General features: G+C 60.7%; 17 protein-coding genes and 1 pseudogene. 6 read left to right on the top strand and 12 right to left on the bottom strand.

Annotated features, from left to right (window positions below; all coding sequences use genetic code 11):
- The first annotated feature begins 11 nt into the window (after nt 1-11).
- The 4 genes from rfbA to ITX55_RS06575 all read left to right on the top strand — a co-directional run bounded on the left by rfbA (nt 12) and on the right by ITX55_RS06575 (nt 4,585).
- Nucleotides 12-881 (top strand): glucose-1-phosphate thymidylyltransferase RfbA, encoded by an 870-nt coding sequence (gene rfbA, locus ITX55_RS06560; RefSeq protein ID WP_033651411.1) that lies wholly within the window; start codon nt 12-14, stop codon nt 879-881.
- A gap of 75 nt (nt 882-956) precedes the next feature.
- The gene (locus tag ITX55_RS06565; RefSeq protein WP_033651410.1) at nt 957-2,006 is read left to right on the top strand and encodes a TDP-N-acetylfucosamine:lipid II N-acetylfucosaminyltransferase; all 1,050 of its coding nucleotides are present in this window, start codon (nt 957-959) and stop codon (nt 2,004-2,006) included.
- Between the two features lie 54 nt (nt 2,007-2,060).
- Nucleotides 2,061-3,191: a dTDP-4-amino-4,6-dideoxygalactose transaminase gene (gene rffA, locus ITX55_RS06570; protein WP_033651409.1), complete on the top strand. Its 1,131-nt coding sequence runs from the start codon at nt 2,061-2,063 to the stop codon at nt 3,189-3,191.
- Nucleotides 3,188-4,585 (top strand): oligosaccharide flippase family protein, encoded by a 1,398-nt coding sequence (locus ITX55_RS06575; RefSeq protein ID WP_223084946.1) that lies wholly within the window; start codon nt 3,188-3,190, stop codon nt 4,583-4,585. The genes rffA and ITX55_RS06575 overlap by 4 nt, the downstream gene beginning before the upstream one ends.
- Before the next feature lie 87 nt (nt 4,586-4,672).
- On the opposite strand, the gene yjiA is transcribed toward ITX55_RS06575, so the two are convergent.
- From yjiA to ITX55_RS06590, 3 genes and pseudogenes are all read right to left on the bottom strand, one after another.
- Nucleotides 4,673-5,626 (bottom strand): GTPase, encoded by a 954-nt coding sequence (gene yjiA / locus ITX55_RS06580; protein ID WP_223084949.1) that lies wholly within the window; start codon nt 5,624-5,626, stop codon nt 4,673-4,675.
- A 21-nt stretch (nt 5,627-5,647) separates the two neighbouring features.
- Nucleotides 5,648-5,851, bottom strand: a complete 204-nt coding sequence (locus ITX55_RS06585) for a YbdD/YjiX family protein (RefSeq protein ID WP_004953088.1) — start codon at nt 5,849-5,851, stop codon at nt 5,648-5,650.
- 218 nt (nt 5,852-6,069) lie between these two features.
- A pseudogene (locus ITX55_RS06590) lies at nt 6,070-8,249 on the bottom strand (carbon starvation CstA family protein).
- Nucleotides 8,250-8,685: 436 nt separating this feature from the next.
- Here ITX55_RS06590 and sfnG point away from each other — a divergent pair.
- The gene (sfnG, locus tag ITX55_RS06595) at nt 8,686-9,780 is read left to right on the top strand and encodes a dimethylsulfone monooxygenase SfnG (protein ID WP_025305137.1); all 1,095 of its coding nucleotides are present in this window, start codon (nt 8,686-8,688) and stop codon (nt 9,778-9,780) included.
- Between the two features lie 4 nt (nt 9,781-9,784).
- Here the strand turns inward: sfnG and ITX55_RS06600 are convergent, their stop codons facing one another.
- The 9 genes from ITX55_RS06600 to ITX55_RS06640 all read right to left on the bottom strand — a co-directional run bounded on the left by ITX55_RS06600 (nt 9,785) and on the right by ITX55_RS06640 (nt 19,507).
- On the bottom strand, nt 9,785-10,669 hold the full coding sequence (locus ITX55_RS06600) for a LysR family transcriptional regulator (protein WP_223084952.1): 885 nt from the start codon (nt 10,667-10,669) through the stop codon (nt 9,785-9,787).
- Nucleotides 10,670-10,696: 27 nt separating this feature from the next.
- Entirely contained in the window at nt 10,697-11,389 is a 693-nt protein-coding gene (locus tag ITX55_RS06605; RefSeq protein ID WP_019453282.1) for an MgtC/SapB family protein, read from the bottom strand.
- A gap of 111 nt (nt 11,390-11,500) precedes the next feature.
- Nucleotides 11,501-12,280, bottom strand: a complete 780-nt coding sequence (locus tag ITX55_RS06610) for an ABC transporter ATP-binding protein (protein WP_033641721.1) — start codon at nt 12,278-12,280, stop codon at nt 11,501-11,503.
- Between the two features lie 585 nt (nt 12,281-12,865).
- On the bottom strand, nt 12,866-13,948 hold the full coding sequence (locus ITX55_RS06615) for a porin (protein ID WP_223084955.1): 1,083 nt from the start codon (nt 13,946-13,948) through the stop codon (nt 12,866-12,868).
- Between the two features lie 31 nt (nt 13,949-13,979).
- A complete protein-coding gene (locus tag ITX55_RS06620; protein WP_033641723.1) occupies nt 13,980-14,771 on the bottom strand; it encodes an ABC transporter ATP-binding protein in 792 nt (263 codons plus the stop codon).
- A gap of 15 nt (nt 14,772-14,786) precedes the next feature.
- Entirely contained in the window at nt 14,787-16,313 is a 1,527-nt protein-coding gene (locus tag ITX55_RS06625) for an ABC transporter permease subunit (protein WP_089192526.1), read from the bottom strand.
- A gap of 677 nt (nt 16,314-16,990) precedes the next feature.
- Nucleotides 16,991-17,680 carry a trehalose-6-phosphate synthase gene (locus ITX55_RS06630; protein ID WP_033651401.1) on the bottom strand — a complete coding sequence of 230 codons (690 nt, stop codon included), beginning with the start codon at nt 17,678-17,680 and terminating at the stop codon, nt 16,991-16,993.
- A gap of 13 nt (nt 17,681-17,693) precedes the next feature.
- Nucleotides 17,694-18,104: a GNAT family N-acetyltransferase gene (locus tag ITX55_RS06635; protein WP_047025147.1), complete on the bottom strand. Its 411-nt coding sequence runs from the start codon at nt 18,102-18,104 to the stop codon at nt 17,694-17,696.
- A gap of 32 nt (nt 18,105-18,136) precedes the next feature.
- On the bottom strand, nt 18,137-19,507 hold the full coding sequence (locus ITX55_RS06640) for a glutamine synthetase family protein (protein WP_223084957.1): 1,371 nt from the start codon (nt 19,505-19,507) through the stop codon (nt 18,137-18,139).
- A gap of 236 nt (nt 19,508-19,743) precedes the next feature.
- Between ITX55_RS06640 and ITX55_RS06645 the strand changes: the two genes are divergently transcribed.
- Nucleotides 19,744-20,043, top strand: a complete 300-nt coding sequence (locus ITX55_RS06645) for a hypothetical protein (protein ID WP_223084960.1) — start codon at nt 19,744-19,746, stop codon at nt 20,041-20,043.

Genomic DNA, 20,043 nt, shown 5'->3' on the forward strand with positions numbered 1-20,043 from the left:
AAGGAAGAAGCATGAAAGGCATTGTTTTAGCGGGCGGTTCCGGCACGCGTCTCTACCCCATCACGCGCGGCGTTTCCAAGCAGCTGCTGCCGATTTACGATAAGCCGATGGTCTATTATCCGATCTCCGTGCTGATGCTGGCGGGGATCCGGGATATCCTGATCATCTCCACCCCGGAAGATATGCCCTCCTTCAAGCGCTTGCTGGGCGACGGCAGCCGTTTCGGCATCAATCTGAGTTATGAAATCCAGCCGAGCCCGGACGGCCTGGCGCAGGCCTTCCTCATTGGCGAAGCGTTCATCGGCGGCGACAGCTGCGCGCTGGTGCTCGGCGACAACATTCACTTCGGCCAGGGCTTCGGCAACAAGCTGGAGTCGGTGGTGAAGCGCAGCGAAGGGGCGACCGTCTTCGGCTATCAGGTGATGGATCCTGAACGTTTCGGCGTGGTGGAGTTCGACGATAACTTTCGCGCGTTGTCGCTGGAAGAAAAACCGGCCGTGCCGAAATCCAACTGGGCGGTCACCGGGCTTTATTTCTATGACCATCACGTGGTCGAGATGGCCAAGCAGGTGAAGCCGTCGGCGCGCGGCGAGCTGGAAATCACCACTCTCAACCAGATGTATCTGGAGCGCGGCACGCTAAACGTCGAGCTGCTGGGGCGCGGTTTCGCCTGGCTGGATACCGGCACGCACGACAGTCTGATCGAAGCCTCTCAGTTTATACATACCATTGAGAAGCGTCAGGGCTTCAAGGTCGCTTGTCTGGAAGAGATCGCCTACCGAAAAGGCTGGTTGACGCGCGAGCAGCTGGCCGCCGAAGCCAAGCTGCTCGGCAAAACGCTGTATGGCCAGTATCTGTCGCAGCTGATCGCGGAAAAATAACCCCGGCCCGGCCCGTCGTGCTCCGAACATCCGGCGCGCGGCGGGGCGCTGGACGAACCTGCATATAGAGCGGATATGAGCACTGTACATATTTGTCCTCTGGATAAATTCATCCCTTCATTCATTGAATTTGTGAATGAGAAATTCGATCCCGATGAGCACACCTTTTGGGTTTACGGCGATAAGGCGCGTTTCGCTTTGCCGCCGGCGGACAACGTTCATTATCTCGGGGCGGATCTGTTCGGCAACGTCAAGCCGACCCTGAAGTTGATGAAGGCCATTCAACGCCACGACCGGGTGATTCTGCACAGCTTCCACGGCATCAAGATGGCGCTGCTGCTGCTGTTGACCCCCTGGGTATTAAAGAAATGCTATTGGTTCATGTGGGGCGGCGATCTCTACCAATACCAAATCGGCAAGCGCAACTTCAAATGGCGCCTGACGGAGCTGCTCCGCCGCCCGGCCATCAAGCGTATGGGCAACTTTGTCACTTACATCAAGGGCGATTACGAGCTGGCTAAAAAGTGGTACGGCTGCGCCGGCCGGTGGCATGAGTGCCTGCTGTATACCAGTAACGTATACAAGAAAAACGTCATCGGCGAACGTGCGGCGGACGCGGACGATAAAACCACCATTTTGCTGGGTAATTCCGCCGATCCGACCAATAATCATTTTGCCGCGTTCGACGTTTTGGAAACCTACAAAAACGAGAATATCGAACTGGTCGTGCCGCTCTCCTACGGCAATAAACGCTATGCGGCAGAAGTGGTGGCCGAAGGCACGCGGCGCTTTGGCGAGAAGTTTGTCCCCTTGACCGACTTTATGCCTTTCCAGCACTACCTGGCGCTGCTGGGGAAAGTGGATATCGCGGTGTTCAATCACCATCGCCAGCAGGCGATGGGCAACACCATTTCCCTGCTGGGGCTGAAAAAAACGGTGTTCTTGAATCCGGGCACCACGCAGTGGGATTTCTTTCAGGAAAAGGGTATCCAGGTATTGGATCTTCAAACGTTTTCGCTACGCAGCTTGAGCGCGGCGGAAAAGGATGACAACGAGCAAAAAATCGAAGCCTATTTCTCCGCTGAGAACCTGACCGCGCAGTTAAAGGCCGTCTTTACTTCCTGATGCCGCACGGCGCACCGCCTCGGCATGCATTCAGAATCGACAACAAGGGATAACATGATACCGTTCAACAAACCACCGGTAACCGGCAACGAAATTCAATATATCAATGCGGCGTTGGAGAATGGGAAACTGTCGGGCGATGGCCCGTTCGGCAAACAGTGCCAGCAATGGTTTGAAAACAAGCTGGGGTGCAAACACGCGCTGTTGACCCCGTCTTGCACCGCCGCGCTGGAGATCGCCGCGCTGCTGGTCGATATCCAGCCGGGCGACGAAGTTATCATGCCAAGCTACACCTTCGTCAGCACCGCCAACGCCTTCGTGTTGCGCGGCGCAAAAATCAAATTCGTCGATATCCATCCTGAAACCATGAATATGGATGCAGCGCTGGTGGCTGCGGCGATCACCGATAAAACCAAAGCCATCGTGCCCGTGCATTATGCCGGCGTCTCCTGCGATATGGATGCGATCATGCGCCTGGCCGACCAACATAACCTGCTGGTGGTTGAAGACGCCGCGCAGGGCGTCATGAGCAAATACAAAGGCGATTTCGTCGGCGTTAAAGGCCATCTGGCGGCTTTCAGCTTCCATGAAACCAAAAACTACACCAGCGGCGGTGAAGGCGGCGCGTTGGTGATCAATGACGAACGCTTTATCAAACGCGCCGAAATTCTGCGTGAGAAGGGCACCGATCGCAGCCAGTTCCTGCGCGGCCAGGTAGACAAGTATACCTGGGTCGATTTCGGCAGCAGCTTCCTGCCGGGCGAACTGCAGTCGGCTTGCCTGTGGGGGCAGTTGGAACTGGCCGATGAGATCAACGATAACCGCCTGGCGACCTGGCACAAGTACTATGCGAGCTTTGCGCCGCTGGCGGAGAAAGGGCTGCTGACGTTGCCGACCATCCCGGCGGACTGCGAGCATAATGCGCATATGTTCTATGTGAAGCTGAAGGATATCGAGCAAAGAACGCAGTTCATCGCTCACCTGAAGGCCTGTGGCGTCATGGCGGTGTTCCATTATATTCCGCTGCACTCGGCGCCGGCGGGCAAGGTCTTCGGCACCTTCATCGGCGAAGACAACTACACCACCCGCGAAAGCGAGAGACTGGTTCGCTTGCCGCTGTACTACAAAATGAGCGATGCCGATCTGAATAAAGTCATTGAAAGCGTAGTGAGGTTCTTTGAGTGAACGCCCGCAAGATCCTGGCGTTCGCTATCGGGCCGATCGGTAATGCCGCGCTGGGATTGTTGACCCTGCCGGTGATCACCTGGCTGTTTTCGGCGGACGACGTAGGCCGAATCAGCATGCTGAACGTGGCCGTGTCTTTCTGCGTGCTGTTTTTCAGTTTGGGGCTCGATCAGGCTTACGTTCGGGAATACCACGGCGAATCCGATCGCGGGCAGCTGTTGAAGAACGTTGCTTTCCCCGGCTTGCTGATGATCGTCATCATCAGCGCCGTGTTCCTGCTGTTCCCCGGCAGTTTGTCCGCGTTGCTGTTCGAACAGAAAGACACGGCGATAAGCTGGCTTGTCATGCTGATTCTGTTGGCTTCGTTCATCAACCGTTTCCTGTCCCTGATACTCAGGATGCAGGAGAAGGGGATGGCGTTTTCGCTCAGCCAACTGATGCCCAAGCTGATGACGCTGATCGTTATCGGCCTGTGCTATGTCCTGTTCACCCAGCATACGCTGATGCAGCTGGTGGTGGCGAACGCCGTCGGTTTTATCGCGGTGTCGCTGATGCTGATGTGGTCTTCCCGGGCGGATTGGATCGCCGCGCTGCGCAGTTCGCTGGACGCCGGCAAACTGAAAGCGATGCTCAAGTTCGGCTATCCGCTGATTTTGGGCGGGCTGGCGTTTTGGGGGCTAACCACCATCGATCGGATGTTCGTGCGAGCCTATTCCGGCTTTGAACAGTTGGCTATCTTCTCGGTGGCGGTCAGCTTCGCCGGCGTGGCGAGCATTCTGCAAAGCGTATTTTCTACCGTTTGGGCGCCGATGGTCTACAAGCTGGCGGAATCCAACGAGGGCGGCGAGCAGCAGATGATCAACAAGGTCACGCAGTGCATGCTGATTGCCGTGGTTTGCCTGTTCAGTCTGGGGGGGCTATTTTCCTGGCTGGTTGACTTTGTCTTGCCCGCTAACTACTTGAATGTGAAATACATTTTGGTTGCGAGCCTGGGTTTCCCTTTGCTGTTCACGCTGTCGGAAACGACGGCGGTCGGCATCGGCCTGAGCAGAAAGACCGGTTACACCATGCTGGCTTCCTTGATCGCGTTGATTATCAACGTGGCGGCCAACGCACTGCTGGTGCCTCGTTTCGGCGCCGGTGGCGCGGCGGTCAGCACCTGCCTGGCCTTCTGGGCATTCCTGATCCTGAGAACGGAGTTCTCGATTATCAGTTGGAAGACCATGCCGCGTTTTGAAATGTATTTCTTCACTTTCCTGTGTCTGGCGGGGGCGTCGGCTTCCGCGCTGGCGGGCGAGAAAATGAAATACGAGCTGTTTGTCTATTGGGGCGTCATGCTGGCCGTTGTGCTGGTGAGGAACCTGCGGTTCCTTAAATCGTTCGCCAAAAGATAACGTTTTCGGTCAGGCAACCCGTTGTGGGTTGCCGCCGTTTTGACTTCCCCCATCCAGCGCTATCCGATGGCGTTCACTTCTCTTGGCTCAACGCAGCCGCTGCCGAATCTCCTCCTCCGGCAGATCCACACCGATAAACACCAACGTACTCTTGCGCTCTTCCTCAGGCAGCCATTCCCGATCCCAGTCGGCGTTATACAGCCGCTGCACGCCCTGGAACAGCAGGCGGCGCGGCTCGTCTTCGATAGACAGAATGCCTTTGTAGCGCAGCAGGTTGTCGGCGTATTCCAGCAGCAGGCCTTCCATCACGTCGGAGATTTGCATCAGCGGCAGCGGGCGTTCCAGCGTCACGACAATTGAGCGGATGCCGCTCTGCGGCTGCGGGATGCGGCGGAACAGCGGGGTGGCTGGCGTCAGGTTCAGCTTGTCGTTCAGCGTGAAGCCTTCGATGTCGAACAGCACGCTCAGATCGATGTCGCCGTGCGTGACTTTGTAGACCGGCGCGCGGGCGTTCATCCGCTGCAGCCGCTGGATCAGCGCCTCGCAGTCCGGCGCCACGTCGGTTTTGGTCAACAGGATGCGGTCGGCGTAGCCCACCTGCGCCTGGGCGATGCTGAACTGGCTCAGCTGCTGCTCGGCGTGCGCCGCGTCCACCAGGGTGATGATGCCGTCCAGCAGGAAGCGCTCGCACAAGATCTCGTGCGAGAAAAAGGTCTGGGTAATCGGGCCGGGATCGGCCATGCCGGTGCATTCGATGATCAGCCGATCGAACGCCAGCTGGCCGCTGTCGACGCCGTCCAGCAAATCCAGCAGCGCGTCTGCCAGTTCGTTGGACTTGCTACAGCAGATGCAGCCGTTGCTCAACGTGGTAATGCGGCTGGCGCGATCGCCGATCAGCGCGTCGTCGATCGGCACTTCGCCGAACTCGTTCTCGATGACCGCGATTTTATAGCCGTGGTCGGCGTTCAGGATGTGGCGCAGCAGGGTGGTTTTGCCGGCGCCCAAAAAGCCGGTCAGGATGGTGACTGCGATGGGTTTCATACGGATCCTTGTGACTGCGGGTTAACAGCAGCGCATGCCGCCTTTGCCGTCGCCGCCGTAGCGCGCTTGTTGGCGCTCGCGGAAAAATTCTTTATAGGTCATCACCGGCTTGTCCGGGTGGTTGTCTTTCATGTGCTGGACGTAGGTATCGTAGTCAGGCACGCCCACCAACATGCGCGCCGCCTGCCCGAGATACTTCCCCGCCTGGCCGAGATTTCCGAACATAAGCCTTCTCCAACTCTACCCTGCATCACTACAGCGCTTGCTTTAGCCTGATATTAGGGGAAGCCGGGGGATGGGGTTCCCGCAGGGATGCCCCACCTCCGGGTCGCCCCGGGTATCTCGATTGCATCGCGCCGCACGCCTGGCATCTTGCGATGCACAGGCCGTGCGGCTTTGGGTACTGCTTAACGTTTATTATGCAGGGTATCCGCTAAATCACATCAATGCTGGGTCGAAACTTTGACCTCCCCCTCAGTTACGCCGTCGGCGGGCGCGGCCTGCGGCACCGGCACGTAAGGCGTTTCCTGATCGGTGCGTTTCGGGGTCTTGTGCGCCGCCATCGCGGTTTTCACCCCGTAGAAGATGATGCTGTACACCACCAGCAGGAACAGAATGCTCAGACCGGCGTTGGTGTAGTTGTTCACCACGATGTGGTTCATGTTGGCGATCTGCTGGGCGCTCAGCTCGGCGCCGCCCTCGGCGATTTTGCGTTTGTATTCGCCGGCCAGGAAGAAGAAGCCTTCCAGCTGCGGGTTGTCGCTGAACAGCTTCAGGCCCAGCGCATAGGTGGTGCAGATCAGCAGCCACACCGCCGGCAGCACGGTCACCCAGATGTATTGCGCGCGCTTCATCTTAATCAGCACCACGGTGCCCAGCACCAGCGCCACGGCGGCCAGCATCTGGTTGGAGATGCCGAACAGCGGCCACAGGCTCTTCACGCCGCCGAGCGGATCCACCACGCCCTGATACAGCAGGTAGCCCCACAGCCCGACGCAGCCGGCGGTGCCGACGATGCCGGCCACCAGCGAGTCGGTTTTCTTCAGGAACGGTACGAAGTTGCCGAGCAGATCCTGCAGCATAAAGCGGCCGGAGCGGGTGCCGGCGTCCAGTGCGGTCAGGATGAACAGCGCCTCGAACAGAATGCCGAAGTGATACCAGAAGCCCATGTTGGCGCCCGGAATGATCTGGTGGAACACGTGGGCGATGCCCACCGCCAGCGTTGGCGCGCCGCCGGCGCGGTTCAGCACCGAAGGTTCGCCGATGTCGGTGGCGGTCTGCAGGATCTGTTCCGGGCTGATGACGAAGCCCCAGGAGCTGACCGCCGCCGCCGCGTGCACGGTCACGTCCTTCAGCGAAGCCATGATCATCGGCGCGTCTTCGGTGCCCAGGCGGTGCAGATCCGGCATGGTGATGCCCAGCGCCGCCGGCGGGGTGTTCATGGCGAAGTACAGGCCCGGCTCGATGATGGAAGCCGCCACCAGCGCCATGATGGCGACGAAGGACTCCATCAGCATCGCGCCGTAGCCGATAAAGCGCGCGTCGGTCTCATTGGCCAGCAGCTTCGGCGTGGTGCCGGAGGCGATCAGCGCGTGGAAGCCGGAGACCGCGCCGCAGGCGATGGTGATGAACAGGAACGGGAACAGCGTGCCTTTCCACACCGGGCCGGTGCCGTCGACGAACTGGGTCACCGCCGGCATTTTCAGCTCGGGGTTGAGGATCACGATGCCGATCGCCAGCCCGACGATCACGCCGATTTTCAGGAAGGTGGCCAGGTAGTCGCGTGGCGCCAGGATCAGCCACACCGGCAGCAGAGCGGAGACGAACGCGTAGCCGATCAGCGTGAAGGTGATGGTGGTGTCTTTAAAGGTCAGCGCCGGGCCCCAGTACGGGTCGTGCGCCACCACGCCGCCGAACCAGATGGCGGCCACCAGCAGCACGATGCCGATGATTGACACTTCACCCACGCGGCCGGGGCGCAGGTAGCGCATGTAGATGCCCATAAACAGCGCGATCGGCACGGTGGAGCAGACGGTGAACACGCCCCACGGGCTTTCCGCCAGCGCTTTCACCACGATCAGCGCCAGCACCGCCAGGATGATGATCATGATCAGGAAGCAGCCGAACAGCGCGATGGTGCCCGGTATCGGCCCCATCTCTTTTTTGATGATCTCACCGAGCGAGCGCCGTTGCGGCGCGAGGAGATGAACAGCACCATAAAGTCCTGCACCGCCCCCGCCAGCACTACGCCGCCCAGCAGCCACAGCGTGCCGGGCAGGTAGCCGACCTGCGCGGCCAGCACAGGCCCCACCAGCGGCCCGGCGCCGGCGATGGCGGCGAAGTGGTGGCCGAACAGCACGTTCTTGTTGGTCGGCACGTAGTTGAGGCCGTCGTTGTTGACCACCGCCGGGGTGGCGCGGCCGGCGTCCAGCTTCATCACCCTGGTGGCGATGTACAGGCTGTAGTAGCGGTAGGCCACCAGATACACCGCCACCGAAGCGACGACGATCCACAGCGCGCTGATGTGTTCGCCGCGGCGCAGCGCCACCACGCCGAGGCAGGCTGCGCCGAGTATCCCCAGCAGCATCCACGGAATGTGCTTTAAAATCCCCTCTCGTTTCATGAGGTATCCTTAATTCCAGTCTGCAAAATATGAATGAACTCATCCGCTTGTAAGAGATGTCAGAGTGGCGCGGTGAGCCGTAGCGTCTTTCCCGAGGTAAGGCGGGTTTAGGAACAGCTCATCATCGCCGGGGGTTAGGGGGGAAGACAGGCGTATTTCGGTCAGCGGTCAGATCCGCCGGGTGAACGGTTGGATTGGCGGGGTGAGCGGTTTGTTGCATAACCAACAGCCGCCCGTCAGCCGCTGTTGCCAATGCAGCACCCGCCCGCACCCGTCGGCTTTAAACGCCCGGTTTTTCAGCCAGATGCCTTAACGTGGCGGTTGGCACGCATCCTGCTATCGGATTTATAACCAAAACAAGGTTTTCAATATTTGGAAATCAATAATGGTTATATGCGCGCCGCATAACGGCGCCGACGGTCAGAGGGAGAGAAGCATGTCAGCAGCAAACCACTCGCAGCAGCCGATTCAGTTCGCCTACTGGGTGCCGAACGTTTCCGGCGGCCTGGTGATCAGCAATATCCCGCAGCGCACCGGTTGGGACATCGGTTATAACCGCAAGCTGGCGCAGATCGCCGAGCGCGCCGGTTTCGACTACGCGCTTACCCAGATCCGCTTCACCGCCGGTTACGGCGCGGAGAACCAGCACGAGTCGGTGTCGTTCTCACAGGCCCTGCTGGACGCCACCGAAAAGCTGAAAGTGATCGCCGCGCTGCTGCCGGGGCCGTGGAACCCCACGCTGGCGGCCAAACAGATCGCCACCATCAGCCATCTTTCCAACGCGCGCATCGCGGTGAACATTGTCAGCGGCTGGTTCCGCGGCGAGTTCAAGGCCATCGGCGAGCCATGGCTGGATCATGAGGAGCGCTACCTGCGCTCGGAAGAGTTTATCCGCTGCCTGCGCGGCATCTGGACTGAGCCCAGCTTCACCTTCGCCGGCGATTTCTACCGTTTCCGCGACTACTCGCTGAAGCCGAAGCCGCTGGCGCCGTTGCCGGAAATTTTCCAGGGCGGCAGCTCACGTGCGGCGCGCGACATGGCGGCGCGGGTCTCGGACTGGTATTTCACCAACGGCAACAGCGTGGAGGGCATTCGCCGGCAGGTGGAGGACATCCAGAGCAAGGCGCAGGCCAATCACCATCGGGTGAAGGTGGGGGTGAACGGTTTCGTCATCGCCCGCGAGAGCGAACAGGCGGCGCAGGCGGTGCTGCAGGAGATCATCGATCACGCCAACCCGGAGGCGGTGCAGGGTTTCGGGCACGAGGTGAAAAACGCCGGGGCGGCCTCGCCCGAGGGCGAAGGCAACTGGGCCAAGTCCACCTTCGAAGATTTGGTGCAGTATAACGACGGCTTTAAAACCAACCTGATCGGCACGCCGCAGCAGATCGCCGAGCGCATCATCGCGTTGAAAGACGCCGGGGTGGATCTGCTGTTGCTGGCGTTTCTGCACTTCCAGGAAGAGGTGGAGTACTTCGGCCGCGAAGTGATCCCGCTGGTGCGCGAACTGGAGCGCCAGCGGGCGGCGGCCTGAGCGTTCAACCCGTTTGCAGGGTTTGCAGCAGGTGGATAAAGGCGGCGCTGAGCGGCGGCGTGGCCGGCTCATGGCGGGTAAAGACATAAAAGCGCGCGCTGATGTCGATCCCCTGCGTCGGGATTTTCTGCAGGTGAAGCTGCGGGGCGTAGTGCGCGACGACCCGATCGCTCAGCAGCGCGATATAGCCCTGCTGCCTGACCAGGCACCAGGTCGCCAGAAAGGAGTCGGTCTCGACGATCTGGCCGTGCGGCGTGTAACGTTCGGCGATCTCGCGGATGGCGGCGTGCCCCACCGAGCAGGAGCGCGGCACCACCCATTTGGCTTCGGCCGGCGGCTGCCCGGCGGCGGTCAGGTCGCCCCCTTGATAGAGCGAGAAGCGCTCGCTCTTCAGCGCCTGCATGGCCAGATCGGCGCTGCCCGCCGCGCCGTTCAGGCTGCTGACCGCCAAATCCAGCTCGCAGTTTCTCAGCCGGGCGAGCAGGCCTTCCGGGCCGTCTTCCACCACCGTCACCCGGGTATGCGGGTAGCGGCGGTTGAAGCCTTCGAGCACCTGGGGCAGGTAGCACAGCAGCGGATCGACGCTCATCCCCACCCGCAGGCGCTTCTCGCCGCCGGCGCTCATGCCGCGCAGCTCGTCAAACGCGCTGAGCAACTGATTGGTGGCGGCGTCTATCCGCCGGTAAAACAGCTCGCCGACCGCCGTCAGGCGCACGCCGCGGTTGCTGCGCTCCAGCAACCGCGCGCCGATGGACATTTCCAGCTCTTTGAGCACCCGGCTGAGCGTCGGTTGCGAGACGGCCAGTTTTTTCGCGGCATCGTGCAAACTTCCGCAGTGAACGATGTCTTTGAACATCGTCAGATGAGCCAGTTTCGGCATGGTTTTCATGGTGGATCTCCCTGGAAGTGAACGGCACTAGCCGGAGCCGGCGATGCGGCTGTAATAGGCCTGTTTCATCATGCTGTCGTTCAGCAGTTTATTGATGGTCTGGTCGAGCACCGGCGTGGTGACGGAGGCCGGCATCAGCGTGGCGGTGATCTCCACGTCGTCGTCGCCAAAGGGTTCGATATCCAGATGCGAGATAAAGCAGTTTTCTCCTTGCAGCACCTGTTTGAATTTGGCCAGCGCTTCACGCTGTTCATGCTCGAAGGCAATGACGCAAATCTGGTAGGTGGATTCGCCGTTAACGTCATTGAAGGGCTGTTTGTTGACCATATTGACCAGAGGGCGCAGCAGGGTGTTGGCGGCGAGCACGAACAGCGTGGCGGCCAGCGCATCGCCGTACAGGCCGCAGCCGGCGCAGGCGCCGACCGCTGCGGAGCCCCAGAGCGTGGCGGCGGTGTTCAGGCCGCGGATGTTCATCCCTTCTTTCATGATGGCCCCGGCGCCGAGAAAGCCGACGCCGGAGACCACGTAGGAGATGACGCGCACCGCGCCGCCGCTGCCGTCGATGGTCATGGCCAGGTGGACGAAGATCGCCGCGCTGGTGGCCACCAGCGTATTGGTACGCAGCCCGGCGGTGCGCTGGCGGAATTGTCTTTCGTAGCCGATGGCGGCGCCCAGGACGGACGCAGTCAGCAGCGTCAGCAGTGTATGAATGAAATGCATGATAATAACTCGATGTATTATCCGCTTATCATGAGCCACCCGTGGCGGGGTGACTCTTGATAAACAGGTAGTTAAGTTGGCGGGATCCGTCCCGCCAGGCCAGGGCGGCGCTCAGTGCGCGGCGGCGATCTGCCGGCTGAGCGTCTCGCTGATTTTGTCCGTCAGCGGCTGCATCCCCTCGCGGGTGCGCGTCTCGCGGCGCTGCGCGATGTGATAGCAGCCGTCGAGGGTGCCGGCGCCCAGCAGGAGGATGCGATCAGACATCATCACCGCTTCCTCTACGCTGTGGGTCACCAGCACGATGGAGCGGGTTTTGATCTGGCGCGTGCTCCAGATGCGCAGCAGATCGCTGCGCAGGTGTTCGCCGGTATAGACGTCCAGCGCGGAAAAGGGCTCGTCCAGCAACAGCAGCATCGGTTCTACCGCCAGCGCGCGCGCAAAGCCGACTCGTTGGCGCATGCCGCCGGAAAGCTCGCGCGGGTAGGCATCGCGGTAGGGCGCGAGCCCGACCAGATCGAGCATTTTCAGCGTCTGGGTTTCGACCACCTGCGGCGGCAGATCCTGCGCCTGCAGCCCGAAGGCGATATTTTGGTAGACGTTCAGCCACGGGAAAATGGCGAAGGTCTGGAACACCATGTTGATCTGCGGATTCGGCCCCGAGACTTTTTTATCCCCCAGCATCACGGTGCCCAGATCCGGCGCGATCAGGCCGGAAAGTATGCGCAGCAGGGTGGATTTGCCCGAGCCGGACTGCCCCAAAATGCTGACGACCTCGTTATCGTAGAGGCGCAGGTTGATTTCATTCAGCACCAGGCGTTTTTCTTTACCGGTAGGCTGAACGCTTTTGCTGACGTTATTAACCGTCAGCAGCGTGGTTTTTTTTACCATCATGATGTTTCTCCACTCAATTAAAAATATGAGCATGGAAAAATGGCCGATAGTTATCGCCGCGCAGGGGTAAAATAAATGCGAGCGCAAATAAGCCTGAGCGTTATCGGACTGTTAATAAGCGTATGCTGGAAGGATTAGCCTGTCAGGCGCGCCGGAGCGGCGTGCGCGGAGGCCATGCGCTGAAGGGGTAAAGCGAAGGGATGTGGTAACTGACTCATATCCTGACACTTTCAGGATGCAATGGGATGACTATTGCTCCTGTGACCTCAGCGATTCCAACAATAAAATAAACAACCAACTGTCGCCGTCCATATCATTTCCCCGTTATTTTTCGTGTGGCCATAATACGCGTGATATTGCCTGTGATTCAATGTGGTTAGGCGGAATTATCGCGGCAAAATGTAATTTAATATGAATACGGGAAAGTTTTTCTTTATTTATTAAACGGGGCGTCAACGAAAATCATGAGAATGAATATAGGCGCTATTTTATGGAAATATAAACCTGAATTAAACGAGAGAATAACAGGGCGGGCGCAAGACAAATAATGAACCGGCCGCAGCGCGCGCTGCGGCCGGTATCGGGTCAGAACTGATACATGATGCCGGTTTCGACAATGTCGTCGGCGCCGGCGCCGACGGCGTTCTGCCGTTGCAGCAGGTTGAGCTTGTACTCCACGTAGGTCGACATATTGGCGTTGAAGCTGTAGTTCAGCGCCAGATCCAGGTATTTGACCAGATCGGCGTCGCCGATGCCGGGCAGGTTACGGCCGCGCGTTTGCAGGTAGGCCACCGAGGGCGTGACGCCGGAATCGAAGTGATACTGCGCGACCGCCTCGACGGCGTCCGCGCGGGGGGCGAAGCCGGCGTAGCGATCGCCGTCGACATAGGTCATGTTTTCGGTGCGCGCATAGCTGGCCGCCAGGTAGAGGTTGTCCAGATCGTATTTCAGCCCCAGCGTCCAGGCCCGGGCGCGATCGCCGTCAGCCAGGCCGAAGCGCTGCTGCGCCAGGGTGCGCGCAGAGTTGGCGTAGGCGGCGCCAAAGTTTAGCCCCACGCCGGTGTCGTAGGTGGCGGAAAAGGCGTAGCCATCGCCGTTTTGCGTCTGAATATCCTTCGCCCGCAGAGCGTCGTCCCCCCGATTCTTCCCCTGATATTGCAGGCCGAGATCCAGACCGTCCAACAGCCCGCCCAGGCTGCGGGTGTGGTAGGTCAGCAGGCCGTTGGCACGGCCAGTCATGAAGTTGTCGGCCGCTTCGTAGCTGTCGTTGCCGAATTCGGGCAGCACGTCCGTCCAGCCGGCCACGTCATACAGCAGGCCGTAGTTGCGGCCGTAGTCCAGGCTGCCCCAGTGGCCGAACGTCAGCCCGGCGAAGCCCAGCCGGGTATAGCTATTGCCCGGCCCGGCGCTTTCAGGCTGATCGAGCCCCGCCTGATATTCCCATTGGCCATACCCTGTCAGCCCGTCGGCGATCTGCGTCTCGCCTTTGAAACCGAAACGGGTGTAGGAGCGATCGCCGTTATTGTCGGCATCGCTGCTGAAGTAATGCACCCCGTTCAGTTGGCCGTAGAGATCCAGTTTATTGCCGTCCTTATTGACGATTTCTGCCCCGGCGGCGGCCGCCGGCATCAGGATGACCAGCGCCATCAGTAAGCTTTTATGTTTCATTTCACTACCCTGAGTTAACGAAAATGCGGCCTTATCCGGCCGGTTGCGCCTGCGCGATTTTTTTGTACAGACAGCTGCGGATCCGATCGGTGAGGTGCCGCAGGCTGTCCCGGTTGCGCGCCGCGCGGGGAATATTGATGCTGAATTCGTCATCGATCCGTTTGCTGGTCGCGTCCAGGATCAGCACCCGATCGGACATCAGCACCGCCTCTTCGACGTCGTGCGTCACCATCACCATGGCGCGCGTGCGCAGCCGGTTGTCTCCCCACAGCGCCAGCAGATCGCTGCGCAGTTTTTGCGCGGTAAAGATATCGAGGGCGGAAAAGGGCTCGTCCAGCAGCAAGACATCGGGCTCTACCGCCAACGCCCGGGCGAAGCCCACGCGCTGGCGCATGCCGCCCGACAGCTCGCGCGGCCAGGCGTGCTCATAGCCGCTCAGCCCCACCAGGCGCAGCAGCGCCTCCAGCCGCTCGGCGATCGTCTGCGGCGGCAGCTTTTGCGCCAGCAGGCCGAAGGCGATGTTGTCGTACACCGTCAGCCAGGGGTAGAGCGCGTAGGATTGAAACACCATGCCGGCGTTGGCGCTCGGGCCGCAGACCGGTTTGCCCGCCAGGGTGAGCGTGCCGCTGTCCGGCGGGATCAGCCCGGCCAGCATGCGCAGCAGCGTGGACTTGCCCGAACCGGATTGCCCCAGAATGGTGACGAACTCGCCGGCGTGCACGGTCAGCGACACGTCGCGCAGCACGGGGGTGGGGCGCTTGTTTTCGCCGATAAACGTCTTGTTCAATCGACGGGCGCTGATAATCACGTCTTGAGTCAGCATGTTGTTCCCCCTTGATCAGTCATATTTGAATTTGGTTTCCGCGATGCGATACAGCGGTTGCCAGACGAAGATGATGCACAGCGCCACCAGCGCGCACATCGCGGCGCAGCCCAGTGCGGACTCCGGGTTCTTGCCGGCGTCGGTGACGACGGAAATGAACGCGCCCAGCCCGGTGGCGCTGAGGGTGGTGCTGCCCCACTGGATCACTTCGGCGGCGATGGCGCTGTTCCAGGCGCCGCCGGCGGCGGAGATGATGCCGGTCACGATGTAGGGGAAGATCGCCGGCAGCATGTAGTAGCGCCACCAGCGGAAACGGCGCAGCCCGAAGGTTTCGCTGACCTCGGTGATCTGCGTCGGAATGGCGGAAACGCCGGCGATCACGTTGAACAACACGTACCACTGGGTGCCCAGCATGATCATCGGAATGGCCCACCAGCCGAGATCCTGATGATAAATGGCGATGAAGGCGGCGATCAGCGGGTAGAAAATATTGGGCGGAATGGCCGCCAGGATCTGGATGATCGGCTGGAAGATCTTCACCAGGCGCGGATTCAGGCCGATCCACACCCCCAGCGGCGTGAAGATCGCCACGCTGAGCAGCATGGCCGCGGCCACGCGCGCGGTGGTGAGCAGCATCCACTCCGGCAGCATGGCGAAGTACTGTTTGGGGAAGTATTCCCACAGCCGGTAACCGAACCAGACGCAGGCCAGCACCACGCCGAGATACCACAGGCTGCGCCACAGCCAATTGCCTTTGGCGGCGAGGCGAAACAGGCGGTGCAGGCCGAGGGCGTACCACAGCCGCGGCAGCTTGAACAGCCACAGATCAGCCAGCGCGCGCAGCGTGCGGCCGAGCGCCGCGCCGACGTGCGAAAAGGCCAGACTGTTGTAGAACCACGGATTGCCGAGCGCCCGATTGGCGGTAACGTCTTCGTATTTGAAGCGGGCGGTGTAACGCACCAGCGGGCGGAAAACCAGCTGATCGAGCAGCACGATGTTGGCGGCCAGCGCGACGATCGCATACAGGATCGCCGGCACGTTCTGCTGCGCCAGCGCTTCGGCGATATAGGAGCCGACGCCGGGCAGTTCGACCGAGCGATCGCCGACCGGAATGGCTTCGGAGGCCACCAGGGCGAACCAGGCGGCGGATTGCGACACCATGGCGTTCCACAGCAGGCCCGGCACCGAATAGATGAATTCCAGCCGCCAGAAACGTTGCCACGGGTTGTAATTGAAGCTGCGGGCGGCTTCGTCCAGCTCCTTGGGCACGATGCGCAGCGTCTGATACAGCGTCAGCATCATGTTCCAGGCCTGGCCGGTAAACACCGCGAAGATGGCGGTGCACTCCAGCCCCATCACGCTGTGTGGGTAGAGGTTGAGAAAGTACACGGTCGTGAAGGTCAGGAACCCCACCAGCGGCACCGACTCCATAAAGTTGACGAAGGGCAGGATCACCCGGCGCAGCGGCGCATAGCGCGCGGCCAGCACGGCGAACACCACAGAAAACAGCAGCGACCAGGCCATGCCGAGGAGAAAACGCATGCTGGTTCTGAGCGAATAATAAAGCAGGTTCCAGGCATCGAGACTAATGGCAGAGACGTTTTGTTCATTGAAGTCGCCGTGCATGTCGCCCCACGCGCGAATAAAAAAGGCAATGAAGAAAACGCCGGTGGCGATAACGATAAAGTCATTTAAATAAGACTTTCTGAAAACAGATGTACCCCGGTTATTTTGCATAACGCAATACCTTATTTTTCCCATAAGAAATCCGTCGGCGCTCGGGTAATAGGCCCGGCGACATCAGATAAATACCGCCACAGCGGTTGAGACAAACGTTATTTTCGCAGCGAGGCGATGGGCGGGCAGGCAGAGCGGGAAAGGCCGTCAGAAGGGGAGCGGTTGCCGCATTCCGTATCTTTCAGAATGCAACGTGGATGGCATTACTGAAAGGTGCCCAATAGCATTAGCGTAAAACTAAAACTTTCATCGCCCATAGGGCCCTCCTCGGTTTAAATATGGCACGGAGAGGGTAATGTGTTTTGCTAATAAAAAGCAATTGGCGGCGCGCGGTTTTTACGGTTGATATGTAACAGGATGAATATTCATTTTTTAATCGCTATATTCAGAAAATAAAATAACCTATTTTGATGGCGGTAAATGCGGTGAAAATAAATCGCGGCGAAATAAAACGGCGCGCCTGAATACCGCGCGCCGTAACATTAATAAACCTGCCTGCCGTTGATGCCGGCGGGGAAAATGCCGGTGGCGAAAATATGCCCGTTGGCCTGGATCTGGTCGTCGGGCAGCATCTCCAGCGGAAACTCGGCCGCCAGGCAGTTGAGAAAGGCGTTGCGATCGTCGGTGGTGGTAAAGCCGATCAGATCGTAGAACAGCAGCGAAGCGATCAGCTGGCGATGTTCCGGGATGCGCCGCAGCAGCGCCGCCGACGGGAACGGCAGATGGAAAAAGAACGCGCAGTCGTTCAGCAGCCCCTGTTCCTTCAGCGCCTGGGCGCAGGGCAGCAGTTGGTAATCGTCGATGCAGACGATGTCGCCCGGGCACAGGTGTTCGCAGGCGATATCGGCGAAACGGCGATTCAGCTGCCGGTAGGCGCGGTAGTTTTCCGGCGTGAAGTGCGCCTTCTCCGGCTGGTTGTGGAACACCGGCCACAGGCCGTCGTGGTAGTAGCCCTGATAGTGGCGGCGGAACTCTTCGATCGACAGCGGGAAGGTCACCTGATCGTAACCGGCGTCTTGACGGCAGTGGATCGGGCGCTGCGCGAAATTCTGCACGTCGCCGTTCCAGCCGAGCCACAGCCCCGGTTCTGCGTCGGCCGCCAGCGTCCGGCCGGCGCAGGCCAGATCCTTGCCGTCGCACTGCTTGTTGGAAATCAGCACCAAACGAGACATGGGGGTCTCCTTATCAGTGAAGGGCGCGCGGGGCGTGCGCCGCGCAGTCGGCGCGCCAGGGCGCTTGCAGCGCGGGCAGCGTGACGCGCAGGCCGCGCAATGCCGGATGCGCCAGGCAGCAGCGCGTCAGCCAGCTTCCCAGCCCGACGCCGCGGTATTCGGCGCTGACGAACAGTTCGCTCACCGAGGCGAAGGTGGCGTAATCGGTCACCATGCGGGCGAAGCCGAGCTGGTGGCGTTTGCGGTACAGGCCAAAGCACAGGCCGTGGCGCGCCAGGCGCTCCGCCGCCGCTCGATCCTGCAGGCTGAGAAAACGCTGGATCGCGTCGATATCCAACAACTGCCGATCGGTGCTGATATGAAAAACGCCTTTGCGCCAGCAGAGCAGCGGCTGTGCGGGCGCCCGTTGCGGTTGCATATTCATGATTATCCTTAGGTTAACGAATCAGTGGGCGGTTACAGCATCCAGCCGAGTTCGGCGGCGGTGACCTGTTCCTCGAAGCGGCGCAGTTCGGCGCTTTTGCAGGTGTGCCACAGGGTGCAGAACGCCGGGCCGAGCAGTTCGCGCAGCGGATCGCTGTGGCGGAACAGCGCCAGCGCCTCCTGCTGGCCGAGCGGCAAGGGCGCGGCGTTGTCGCTCTCGCAGCCGTTGGCGGCGGGCGGCAGCGGCAGCGGGTGTTCCAGCCCGTGCAGCAGGCCGCCGAGCATCACCGCCAGCGCCAGATAGGGGTTGGCGTCGGCGCCGGCCAGGCGGTATTCGATGCGCTGGTTGGCGCTGTCGGCGCAGGGCAGGCGCAGCGCCACCGTGCGATTGTTGTGGCCCCAGGAGGCGCGCAGCGGCACGTGCATGCCGGGGCGGAAGCGGCGAAAGGCGTTGATGTTGGGCGCCAGGATCGCCATCGACGCCGGCATCAGCGCCAGCATGCCCGCCATCGCCTGCTGCATGCTGTCGCTCAGTTCGCCCGGCGCGCCGGTCAGCAGGTTCTCGCCGTGCTCGTTCTGCAGGCTGATGTGAAAATGCAGCCCGCTGCCGGCGGCATGGGCGCAGGGCTTGGCCATAAAGCAGGCGTGCTGGTGATGTTGCTCGGCAATCTGCCGCGTCAGGCGCTTCAGCGCCATGATCTGGTCGCAGGCTTCCAGCACGCGCCGGCTGTGATGCAGGTTCAGCTCGTACTGGCCGGAAGCGGCTTCGGCCACCACGCCGGTCAGCGGCAGGCTTTGCAGCCGCGCGTGCCGTTCGATGTCGCTCAGCAGCGCATGGTGGCGCTCGGGCGCATCCACCGCGAAGCTCTGCGTCGGGCAGGCTTCCGCCTCGGCGGGGCGCTGCGGATCCTGCAGGTAGAACTCCAGTTCGGCCGCCACCACCGGGAAGCAGTTGCGCTCGTGCAGGCGCTTCAGCACCCGTTGCAGCACCACACGCGGCTCCAGCTCGCAGGCGTCGCCGTCGGCGTTTTGCATCGTCAGCAGCAGCTGGGCGTGGCGTTCGGGATCGCGCGCGCAGGGGCGCAGCGTGCCGGGCACCGGCAGGCACAGCCGATCCGGCTCGCCCGCCCGTTGCCCCAGCCCGCTTTCTTCAATCACCCGGCCGTGCAGATCCAGGGCGTAGATCGACAGCGGGAAGTAGCAGCCTTTTTCCAGGCCAAAGGCTTCGGCGATCGGCAGGCGCTTGCCGCGCAGCTGGCCGTTCAGATCGTGCAGATAAATATCCAGCTGTTCGGTATCCGGATAGCGCTGCAGGTAGTGTTCCAGCTCTTTGCGAAAGGTGCGCGTCGGCGATGCGGGCAGCTCTGCCAGCAGAGGATTGAACCCGATAATATTAGAATGCATGGCGCGCTCCAGAACGAAGACCGGTCACGGCCAGAGGCAGGGATAAACGCATGAGACAACTCTCTTGTGAGGCCATAGCGGCGATGTGAAAAGGGTATCTGCGGCGGCAAAAACTGTCTGTAAAAACGCCGTAACGTTAACGGGGCGCGGAATAAAAATGCCGTAAAGAGCGCGGCGGGTTGGCAGGGGCGGCACGGTCTATACTGGCGAGACGGGCCGTAGAAGGAGAGATAACGATGAAGAGAATAGGGCTGCTTATCGCCGCGCTGGCCGCGTTCCACGCCACCGCGTCTTCCCCACAGGCGTGGGCCGAGAGCGAACGGGCGATGCGCGCCGCCTGCCTGAAAGCCAGCGGGCTAAAAAACGCCAGGGTGGAAGGGGATATTATTCACTACGGTGATGACGTCGGCTATTCGGCGCTGTTTATCGGCGGGCGCTACCCGCAGCCGTTTATGAAAAACCAGCCGGGCAGGGAGCTGTGCTTATATCAGCGCGCCACACAGAAGGCGGCGGTGCAGGGGGTGGAGGGGGAATAA

The organism is Serratia sp. EWG9, assembly GCF_019913725.1.
In the GTDB taxonomy this organism is placed as follows: Bacteria; Pseudomonadota; Gammaproteobacteria; order Enterobacterales; family Enterobacteriaceae; genus Serratia; species Serratia ureilytica.

Coding starts and splice junctions, on each gene's coding strand:
- rfbA (WP_033651411.1), top strand. CDS start 12: ATGAAAGGCATTGTTTTAGCGGGCGGTTCCGGCACGCGTCTCTACCCC.
- ITX55_RS06565 (WP_033651410.1), top strand. CDS start 957: ATGAGCACTGTACATATTTGTCCTCTGGATAAATTCATCCCTTCATTC.
- rffA (WP_033651409.1), top strand. CDS start 2,061: ATGATACCGTTCAACAAACCACCGGTAACCGGCAACGAAATTCAATAT.
- yjiA (WP_223084949.1), bottom strand. CDS start 5,626: ATGAAACCCATCGCAGTCACCATCCTGACCGGCTTTTTGGGCGCCGGC.
- ITX55_RS06585 (WP_004953088.1), bottom strand. CDS start 5,851: ATGTTCGGAAATCTCGGCCAGGCGGGGAAGTATCTCGGGCAGGCGGCG.
- sfnG (WP_025305137.1), top strand. CDS start 8,686: ATGTCAGCAGCAAACCACTCGCAGCAGCCGATTCAGTTCGCCTACTGG.
- ITX55_RS06600 (WP_223084952.1), bottom strand. CDS start 10,669: ATGAAAACCATGCCGAAACTGGCTCATCTGACGATGTTCAAAGACATC.
- ITX55_RS06605 (WP_019453282.1), bottom strand. CDS start 11,389: ATGCATTTCATTCATACACTGCTGACGCTGCTGACTGCGTCCGTCCTG.
- ITX55_RS06610 (WP_033641721.1), bottom strand. CDS start 12,280: ATGATGGTAAAAAAAACCACGCTGCTGACGGTTAATAACGTCAGCAAA.
- ITX55_RS06615 (WP_223084955.1), bottom strand. CDS start 13,948: ATGAAACATAAAAGCTTACTGATGGCGCTGGTCATCCTGATGCCGGCG.
- ITX55_RS06620 (WP_033641723.1), bottom strand. CDS start 14,771: ATGCTGACTCAAGACGTGATTATCAGCGCCCGTCGATTGAACAAGACG.
- ITX55_RS06625 (WP_089192526.1), bottom strand. CDS start 16,313: ATGCGTTTTCTCCTCGGCATGGCCTGGTCGCTGCTGTTTTCTGTGGTG.
- ITX55_RS06630 (WP_033651401.1), bottom strand. CDS start 17,680: ATGTCTCGTTTGGTGCTGATTTCCAACAAGCAGTGCGACGGCAAGGAT.
- ITX55_RS06635 (WP_047025147.1), bottom strand. CDS start 18,104: ATGAATATGCAACCGCAACGGGCGCCCGCACAGCCGCTGCTCTGCTGG.
- ITX55_RS06640 (WP_223084957.1), bottom strand. CDS start 19,507: ATGCATTCTAATATTATCGGGTTCAATCCTCTGCTGGCAGAGCTGCCC.
- ITX55_RS06645 (WP_223084960.1), top strand. CDS start 19,744: ATGAAGAGAATAGGGCTGCTTATCGCCGCGCTGGCCGCGTTCCACGCC.